Source organism: Microcoleus sp. OTE_8_concoct_300, assembly GCF_031383065.1.
GTDB lineage: Bacteria > Cyanobacteriota > Cyanobacteriia > Cyanobacteriales > Microcoleaceae > Microcoleus.
The window spans coordinates 1-7291 of the sequence record NZ_JANMZH010000017.1 but is presented as its reverse complement, the minus strand read 5'-3'; the positions used below and the strand labels follow the sequence as shown (position 1 = coordinate 7291).

Annotated in this window: 6 protein-coding genes and 1 pseudogene; 1 reads left to right on the top strand and 6 read right to left on the bottom strand. The window is 45.4% G+C overall.

Annotated elements, in window-relative coordinates; all coding sequences use genetic code 11:
* The 6 genes and pseudogenes from ACUVJL_RS01145 to hisH form a co-directional block, all read right to left on the bottom strand.
* A pseudogene (locus ACUVJL_RS01145) lies at positions 1–197 on the bottom strand (hypothetical protein); the annotation flags it as partial.
* A 43-nt stretch (positions 198–240) separates the two neighbouring features.
* Positions 241–1410 carry a hormogonium polysaccharide biosynthesis glycosyltransferase HpsO gene (hpsO, locus tag ACUVJL_RS01140; RefSeq protein WP_445244162.1) on the bottom strand — a complete coding sequence of 390 codons (1170 nt, stop codon included), beginning with the start codon at positions 1408–1410 and terminating at the stop codon, positions 241–243.
* 40 nt (positions 1411–1450) lie between these two features.
* Complete coding sequence (gene hpsN / locus ACUVJL_RS01135; RefSeq protein WP_445244161.1) at positions 1451–2425, bottom strand: hormogonium polysaccharide biosynthesis glycosyltransferase HpsN; 975 nt, start codon at positions 2423–2425, stop codon at positions 1451–1453.
* An 847-nt stretch (positions 2426–3272) separates the two neighbouring features.
* Positions 3273–4733: a phosphoglucosamine mutase gene (gene glmM, locus ACUVJL_RS01130; RefSeq protein ID WP_445244163.1), complete on the bottom strand. Its 1461-nt coding sequence runs from the start codon at positions 4731–4733 to the stop codon at positions 3273–3275.
* A gap of 253 nt (positions 4734–4986) precedes the next feature.
* Positions 4987–5529: a 16S rRNA (guanine(966)-N(2))-methyltransferase RsmD gene (gene rsmD, locus ACUVJL_RS01125; RefSeq protein ID WP_445244160.1), complete on the bottom strand. Its 543-nt coding sequence runs from the start codon at positions 5527–5529 to the stop codon at positions 4987–4989.
* 156 nt (positions 5530–5685) lie between these two features.
* The gene (gene hisH / locus ACUVJL_RS01120) at positions 5686–6321 is read right to left on the bottom strand and encodes an imidazole glycerol phosphate synthase subunit HisH (RefSeq protein WP_445244159.1); all 636 of its coding nucleotides are present in this window, start codon (positions 6319–6321) and stop codon (positions 5686–5688) included.
* Positions 6322–6367: 46 nt separating this feature from the next.
* On the opposite strand from hisH, the gene ACUVJL_RS01115 reads away from it, so the two are divergent.
* Complete coding sequence (locus tag ACUVJL_RS01115; RefSeq protein ID WP_445244158.1) at positions 6368–6889, top strand: pyroglutamyl-peptidase I family protein; 522 nt, start codon at positions 6368–6370, stop codon at positions 6887–6889.
* Positions 6890–7291 lie beyond the last annotated feature (402 nt).

Below are 7291 nucleotides of genomic sequence, written 5' to 3'. Positions count from 1 at the left end.
GCTTGTAAGCGAGTACCTGCTACGTTGAATTGAAAATTGGTGATGGAAGAAAAGTATTGCATCAGTATTTCATTCTGGGGAAAAAGAGACATTGCTCTTCTAAGTGCAAAAAGTCCCTGCGTTGCTTGGCGCTCTGTATCGTCTAGTACCTGGTAGAGTTCGGTAACCAAAGAGCGTATGTCGGAAGGAATAGCCATTTACGACAGTTTTTATTTAACACTTGCATTATACTGCTAAAAGTTACAACAATTCTTTGTAAAATTCCAACAACTGCTCCGCTAAAGCTTTATTTGTATAATTGCTCATCGCTCTATGATAACCCTGATCGCCCAAATCAGCCGCCAACTCCTGCCGCTCCATCAATTGCTGCAAACACTCTCGCAAAACCCCAGCATTTCCCTCGGGGAATACTAACCCCGCATCGCCGATGACGTGGGGAATTTCCCCGCAGTCGGAACCAATAACCGGAATTTGACAGGCCATCGCTTCGATTAAAACGTGACCGAATTGTTCTTTCCAGCCCACAGCGGTCAAAGTTTTGAATTTATAGCTGGTTTGCGAGGGCAATACCAAACAGTTCATTAAGTTAATGTAGGGGGGGATTTCTTCGTGAGAAACGCTTTCTGCCCAGATTATTCGGTTGCTGATTCCCCATTCAATACATTTTTCGGCGAGGTGCGCCCGCAATTTTCCTTGTCCTACTAACAGCCACTTCCAAGAGCTTTTTTTCAACCCTGCCAAAGCAGAAGCTAAAGTTAATAGTCCTTTTTCTTCTACAAATCGTCCTACAAATCCTACCACAAAATCGGTCGGTTCAATGCCGAACCTGCGCGATAAATCAGCGTCTTTACCACTGCGGCGAAACAAAGTTTCATCTACTCCGAGTTGTGGCATTACTTTTACCGCACCTTGATAGCCCCGCTGCAGCAAAATTTTAGCTCCATCTAGGTTGCCTGCAATAATTGCGTCGGTGTGCTGGAGATTGTAATTTTCTAAGAATGAAACAAGCCAATTCAATTGATAAGGCAGATTCCACCAGGTAAATAATATATTTTTTGCTTGGAGTTTGAGGATTTTATTTAGTAATATTAACTGAGCGCAAGCGAGGGATTTTGAACCTTGTTCAACTTGAATGATTTGCGGTCTAAATTTTTGCAAAAGTTCAATTAAATCAGTGCCAAATGTTAGCAATGCTTGATTGTTTTGGCTATAATTGGATATGGGAACTACTTTAAATGAGCCTTGTTGATAGAATTGCGTTTCTATAATTTTATTTTGTATGCCTCCTGGTTTCCAACGCTGCGGCACTACAACTGTTACTTCAATATCTGGTTCTAGGTTTGCTAATATCTTGAATTTTTCCCGATTAAGGTCAACTATATAGGTGTGGCTGGCAACGAGAATTCTCATTTTTTAGTCATTGCTAATGGGCAATTTGTAATAATAATTATTATTGAGGATTAATGTTATCTTGATGGGTATAAATTTGTCCGTCGTTCGAGATGGACTGAATTAATGTATTGAGGACACTGATAAAACCGAGGATATAAAAACTAAATCGAACAATTATTTTAATGGGCGATCGGCTTTTATGGCAAGGCGGATTTCCCAAAACGTGGCAGTCAAAGAGTTTGGCGAAAAATCGCAGGCATTGAAAGGCTGTTAAATTTTTTAATCCCATGAGGAAATGGTTGTGATAAAATGTGATTTGATATTCGATCGATCGCGTGCTGACATCGTGACATCCCCCGCTCTCTTCCCCTAAGTGAACTAAACAGGCATTGGGATCGTACCAAATTTTCATGCGAGTCGATCGCAATCTCAAACAAAAATCCGACTCCTCCCGCACCGCACTGCCTGCAAACCGCTCGTCAAACCTCAGCCCGCATTCGGCAAAAACCTGCCGGCGAAAAGACATATTACAGCCTCTAGCCGAGAGCACCTCCTGCGGTTTTACTGTATGCACCAAATCGATAAAATACCAGGCAATGCCTGCATCCATCGCTTCTCTTGGCAAATATTCGATCGCCAAATCGCCTCCAGAATTATCAAGTTTCATTCTGTCAAAAACCCTGCCCGCCACACATCCCACATCCGGTTTTTCTAAATAGTTGCCAGCGTGAGCCGCCAAAAAACCATCTGGCAATTGTACATCATCATCAATAAATAAAATAATCTCTCCAACTGCGCGCCGCACTGCATAATTTCGAGCTCCCGGCAAACTCGCCCAATCTACCCGAAACCACCTAATTTTGCCAGCATTTGCCAATTCCTCTAAATAAACTTGAGTTTCCGAGTCGTGGGTGCAAGTTTGATCGATTACCAGCACTTCAAAATTCGGGTAATTTTGCCGAATCGCATCAGCCAATGTCTCTCGCAGAGGTTGCTCGCGATTGTATGTAGGTATCACAACAGAAATCATCATTTGCAGTTGCCACTTTCATAAAAAAGTTCGGTAAGTGGGAAACTCTGTCACGAAGAGTGCCCGCCCGGGAAACGACTCGGGGATTTCAATAAGCGAGTGAATCTTCAAAAGGCGTAACCATAGCTATTTTTGCCATGGACAATTTAGCAGTATCGCTGGCTGATTCCTTGAACTAATTCTGATCCTGAAATATTGAATGAGCCACTTAAACCCCAGGCAACACGACTCACATATTTACTTATTTTCTTACCAGTCGTAACCACCGCTTTTACGATATCACAGTTTGAAAACCTTTGACAGACTTGTTTCTCGGAACCTACCAAGATGGGAATCCAAACTTATCCGTGCGGCCGATTTGACGAGTTGGGTGTCCCCTCGCTTTAATTAACAGCGGCTTGTTGGTTAGAACTTCTCACAATTCAACTTGACCCACACAGGCAACATCAAGCTAATGGGTTTTAGGTAATTATAATCGAGTACGGTTGAACTTAGTCAATCCACCACAACCAGTCACCAAGCGAAAAAATATTCCCGTTAATATGACGCTCATTAAAACATTTAACGAAATTCGAGGTCGCCGCCCATTTTGAATAGATGTGCTGTTCATCAAATCATGAATGGGGAAATGAAGGAAGAAGGATTGAGTTATTTAGGAGAGAGGGAATAAGAATGAGGGAATAAAGAATGAGAAATTGGTTTCAATATCCCCTATATTTTTCGAGAGGGTTCTTTATTCTTCCTTATTCCTGACATCCGTTACATCCGTTACATCCGTTACATCCGTTACATCCGTTACAGAATCCGTTGCCGAACTCCCTTCTTCCTTCAGATTACTTCCCCATTTCCATCAGATAGCTATGTGTTGCTGAACGGCTAAAACTAAATTTTCAGTCCAGAAATTAGCCAATTCGGCGCTAGCAGCTTCCACCATAACTCGGATTAGCGGTTCAGTGCCAGAAGCGCGAACCAAAACCCGTCCCTGTTCTCCCATGGCAGTTGTAGCACGTTCGATCGCCTTTTGCATTGGCTCGCACTCCTGCCATTTTAGGCGTTTATCGCGATCGTCCACCCGAATATTTCGCAGCAACTGCGGATAAGTTTGGAAACTACCACTTACCAATTGTGCCAAAGATTGCCCGGACTGGCGTACCAGCGAAGCCAAATGCAAAGCTGTCAGCAAACCGTCGCCACTGACACCGTAATGCGGACAAAGAATGTGTCCCGATTGTTCGCCACCCAACATCGCACCGGTGCGCTGCATTTCAGCGTGAACGTACTGATCTCCCACGTTTGTTCTAGTTAGTTTGCCCCCCAATTCTTCCCAAGCTCGCTCGAAGCCGAGGTTAGCCATTACAGTAGAAATAATTAAATTGGACGGTAACTGTTCGGAGTCGCGCAACTGCCGGCCCCACAGATAAAGAATGTAATCGCCGTCAATTGATCTACCTTGGTTGTCAACACCCAAAACTCGATCGGCATCGCCGTCAAAAGCAAATCCCAAATCGGCCTTGTGTTCCAAAACCGCCGCTTGCAAAATGTCGAGATGAGTAGAACCGCAGTTAACATTAATGTGATCGCCATCAGGAAAGTCGTGCAAACAGATCACATCCGCCCCCATTTGCGCGAACACCGCCGGCGCCAAACCCGCGGCCGCCCCCCAAGCCAAATCCAAAACTATCCGCATTCCCTCCAAATTCATCTCTTGCAGCGAATCACAGAGCGAAGTGGCATAATCTTTAACCAACTCAGACCGATGGTAGTGGTGTCCCCAACCCAAGCTAGCAACCGGAACCTTTGCCTCCCGGATTCCCGCTTCGATTTGTTCCTGCAACTGCTGCGACAGCTTCGAGCCGTTTGAGCCGAAAAACTTAATCCCGTTGTCTTCTGGGGGATTGTGGCTGGCAGAAATCATCACTCCGCCGACAGACTCCGAAACGCTTGCCAGATAAGCAACGCAGGGAGTGGGACACAAGCCCAAATTCCACACTTCCAAACCGGCGGCTGTCAAACCCGCTGAAAGTGCCATTGCCAGCATATCGCTGGAATTCCTGCTGTCTTGCCCCAAAATCACAGGCCCCTGGTTGGGGGTATTTTGGCGTAGAACTTGTCCGGCCCAGAAGCCAACTTGCAGGGCTAGGGGTGCATTCAGCAATTCTCCAACTTTCCCGCGAATGCCGTCTGTGCCGAAGAGTTTTGTATTTGGGAGGGAGAGGCTATTTCCCAGCAGAATCGTCTCGCGTTTGGCTGGCTGTACCGAATTAACAGCTTGAAACTCGCTGCCACGATGGCGCGAAGGTGTCTGAACCATATTCACTCCTTTAGGAATATTCACACTCACACTTTGGGTTCATGTTACAACTGAAAGTCTTTATTTTCAGCCTAAACTCCATTTATTTCGTCGATTGCTGAGGCAACTTGCTCTGACAACCTACCCACAAAGCTTAACTTCATCGGAAAAATTTGTATGGTACCCAAGGAAAAAACTTTTAGTCCCGGGCGCGCCAACGCCAGGAAACCCGGTTTCTTTCTGCGTCCAAGTGACGCTGCTGCTGTTGAGCCTGTCAGCAACTGCGGGTATAGAAGGTTAATGCTGTATTGCCGTATATTTTATGGCGGCAAATTTCTAGGCCGGAAATCGGTTGTGTCGATCGCTCGGGGCTGTGTTCTACGGCGATTTCGCCGAGGAGTGCTAGCATTTCTTGGCTGGCGATCCTGTTTAACACAGGTTCGTATAAGTCGCTGGCGTAGGGCGGATCGAAGTAAATGCGATCGAACTGCTGCCCCGCTAGTGTCACCAATTTCGCCGTCGCGTTTCCTCGCACTATTTGGAACGTTTGGGACGAGTGTGCTATTTGCTCCCAGTTTTCGCGGATAATCGCACAAGCTTTCGCCGACTGTTCGATGGCAGTGACACTCGCGGCTTGACGACACAAAGCTTCTGCACCCATCGAACCGCTGCCGGTACAAATGTCAAGCCATCTGCAATCTGCGATCGTCCCTTGCCAAATATTAAATACAGCTTCTCTGACTCGCGAAGGTGTAGGGCGAGTTGCGAGTCCCGGCAGAGTTTTGATTTGGCGATTGCCACTGATTCTCAGGCTCATACAATTTTAGATTTTAGATTTTAGATTTTAGATTGGGGATGACTGACTAAATATGAATTTGGTGCAGACTTACAGTTGCATTTTTTATAAAAACTGGTATCATTTAAAACTATAAACACCCGGTTTATACCACAAACCGGGTTTTGCACAAATCCCCTAAGCGGCTACTTTTGCCCTCACCTGACTGACAAAATTTGACAGCATTTGCAATCCCGTACTCGAAGACTTTTCCGGGTGAAATTGCACGGCCATCAGATTGTCTTTAGCTATCGCCGCCGTCACGTTTTGACTACCGTGAGTCACTATTGCCGATCGCACTTCCCAATCAACTGGATCGACATAATAAGAATGCACGAAATAAACCCAAGGATCAGACGGTAAATTTTGCCACAGCGGCAAATCCGGCTGAGTAAATTGCAATTGATTCCATCCCATGTGGGGAATTGTCAAACCCGGTTCCGAGCGAAATCGGCGCACTTTTCCTGCAATAACGCCCAATCCCGGTTCTACGCCTTCTTCGGAACTTTCAAACAGAATTTGCAAACCCAAACAAATGCCTAAAAAAGGTTTCCCCGAGGCGATCGCACTTTTTATCGGTTCTATCAATTTGCGCGATCGTAAATTCTGCATTGCCGGGTCAAAGGAACCCACCCCCGGCAAAACCACTGCATCAGCCTGCTCGATTATAGCAGGAGAATCTGTAATTTTTGGCACTCCACCCACATTTTCCAAGCCTTTACAGACCGAGTGCAGATTTCCCATGCCATAGTCCACTACTGCAATGACAGACATTGACTTACTTGCCTTATATTATCAATATCAGTATTATTGCACAAATATGACTGCGAAAATCCTGCTAACCTCATTTGATACTTGGCTTCCCCATCAGAAATCCAACTCTTCTGACGACTTATTAGCCAAGATTTCCCAAATCAAATCTTTGCCTGCTTCCCTAACTTTTTTGAGGAAACTGCCCGTAGATTTTCAGCTAGCACCTAATTTAGCGATCGCCCAAATCAAGCAACTCCAACCCGATACTATTATCTGCTGCGGCATGGCCGAAAGCCGCCAAAAATTAACCGTAGAATCTTGCGCTTGCTGCGATAGCGACATTCTGAAAACAGCAGTTAATCTCGAACCGCTAGTCGTTGATTTAGCTGCAACAGAAATCAGTCACGAAGCCGGAAAATTTGTTTGCGAAGCCCTGTATTATGCGGTTTTAAAACATATTTGCGATTCTCAAATAGCCGCTAAATGTATTTTCGTCCACGTACCCATTTTAACTCCAGACAACGCTGACAGAATGGTCGCTGATTTTTTATTAGTTATGCGCCGCCTAACTCTCGCAGCTAATAAATAGGTCGCTCTAACAGGGCTTACGCATGGGGGGCGAGAAACCCGGTTTCTTCGTATATTTCTCGTTACTCGTCGCAAAATATCGTAGAAACCGGGTTTCTGAGGTGGCAAGCGCGATCGCCAACTATCTAATTCCACATAAAAATTTGTTTAGTATTCAGAAACCCGGGCTGTTAAAGAAACCGGGTTTCTCGGTGTTAGTTTTTGTTACTGACAACTGCCAACTGCCAAGTCATATCATGTCCGGTCGAGGGACCGCGATTTTTGTAGATACTGTCTTGAACTGTCAAGGGGTAGCAGTCAAATAATTGGGGTCGAAAGGCTTTTGGGATTTTAAAATCCCAAAAGCTAAATGCACTAACTTTCGCATCAAAGCACCAATCACCTGCATTTTGACTTGGCCGCG

Coding starts and splice junctions, on each gene's coding strand:
- hpsN (WP_445244161.1), bottom strand. CDS start 2,425: ATGATGATTTCTGTTGTGATACCTACATACAATCGCGAGCAACCTCTG.
- hpsO (WP_445244162.1), bottom strand. CDS start 1,410: ATGAGAATTCTCGTTGCCAGCCACACCTATATAGTTGACCTTAATCGG.
- ACUVJL_RS01115 (WP_445244158.1), top strand. CDS start 6,368: ATGACTGCGAAAATCCTGCTAACCTCATTTGATACTTGGCTTCCCCAT.
- glmM (WP_445244163.1), bottom strand. CDS start 4,733: ATGGTTCAGACACCTTCGCGCCATCGTGGCAGCGAGTTTCAAGCTGTT.
- rsmD (WP_445244160.1), bottom strand. CDS start 5,529: ATGAGCCTGAGAATCAGTGGCAATCGCCAAATCAAAACTCTGCCGGGA.
- hisH (WP_445244159.1), bottom strand. CDS start 6,321: ATGTCTGTCATTGCAGTAGTGGACTATGGCATGGGAAATCTGCACTCG.